1 protein-coding gene is annotated in these 1,251 nt (G+C 27.3%); it reads left to right on the forward strand.

All coding sequences use genetic code 11. The features are described from left to right. The first annotated feature begins 58 nt into the window (after nt 1-58). The gene (gene tnpB / locus IMK15_RS06300) at nt 59-1,198 is read left to right on the forward strand and encodes an IS200/IS605 family element RNA-guided endonuclease TnpB (protein WP_192942284.1); all 1,140 of its coding nucleotides are present in this window, start codon (nt 59-61) and stop codon (nt 1,196-1,198) included. Nucleotides 1,199-1,251: the final 53 nt, after the last annotated feature.

A 1,251-nucleotide genomic window follows, 5' to 3' on the forward strand; every position in this document is an offset into this window, starting at 1 on the left:
TTGTAAAATATAGAAGAACAAGGACAAAGGATTAAATAATTTTGAGGGATGTGGACTGATGAAACAGCTAAAAGCATATAAATTTAGAATTTATCCAAGCGATGAACAAAAGATATTTTTTAGTAAAACTTTTGGTTGTGTTCGCCTTGTATACAATCTTATGCTAAATGATAGAATTAAAGCATATGAAGAAAGTAAGGGTAATCCTGATAAAAAATTAAAATATCCTACTCCTGCAAAATACAAAAAAGAGTATGAATTTCTAAAAGAAGTTGATAGTCTTGCTCTCGCTAATGCTCAAATGAATTTAGATAAAGCATATAAAAACTTTTTTAGAAATAAATCTGTTGGTTTCCCTAGATTCAAATCTAAGAAAAATCCTGTACAGAGCTATACAACTAATAATCAAAATGGAACTGTAAATATTTTTGAAAAATGGTTAAAACTTCCAAAATTAAAAGAATTAGTAAAAATAAAAGTGCATAGGAAAGTAAATGGTATAGTAAAATCTGCTACTATTTTGCGTAATGGAAGTGGTAAGTATTTTATCTCTTTGTTATGTGAAACAGATATTCAAGAAATGTCAAAAACTAATTCATCTGTAGGAATTGATTTAGGTATAAAAGATATGGCTGTTTTATCTACTGGAGAAAAAATAGAAAATCTTAAATTTAGAAAGCAATTAGAAAATAAATTAAAAAGAGAACAAAGAAAATTATCAAAAAGATTTTTAATTGCTAAAAAAGAAAATAGGGAATTAAGCAAATCTAAAAACTATCAAAAACAAAGAATTAAAGTAGCCAAGATACATGAAAAAATTATGAATATGAGAACAGATTTCTTAAATAAGTTGAGTACATATATTATCAAAAACCACGATATTATTTGTATTGAAGACTTAAATACAAAAGGACTACTTCATAATAATAAATTATCTAAATCTATTGCTGATGTATCTTGGGGTAATTTTGTAAATAAACTTGAGTATAAAGCAAAATGGTATGGTAAAGAGATAATAAAAATAGATAGGCTATATCCATCAAGTCAAATATGCTCTGTATGTGGGCAACGTGATGGCAAGAAAACTCTTGATGTAAGAGAGTGGACTTGTACAATTTGTCATGCTCATCACGACAGAGATATAAATGCAAGTAAAAATATATTGACAGAAGGTCTAAGAATAAGACAAGCAGTCTAAAAGGAAGTATAAAGAACCGTAGGAACTACGGGGATAGCTTGGTAAATATAGTT

The sequence above is a fragment of the Sneathia sp. DSM 16631 genome (assembly GCF_014892235.1).
Taxonomy (GTDB): domain Bacteria; phylum Fusobacteriota; class Fusobacteriia; order Fusobacteriales; family Leptotrichiaceae; genus Sneathia; species Sneathia vaginalis.

Excerpts from the sequence above, each read along its gene's own strand:
- tnpB (WP_192942284.1), top strand. The coding sequence starts at position 59 with ATGAAACAGCTAAAAGCATATAAATTTAGAATTTATCCAAGCGATGAA.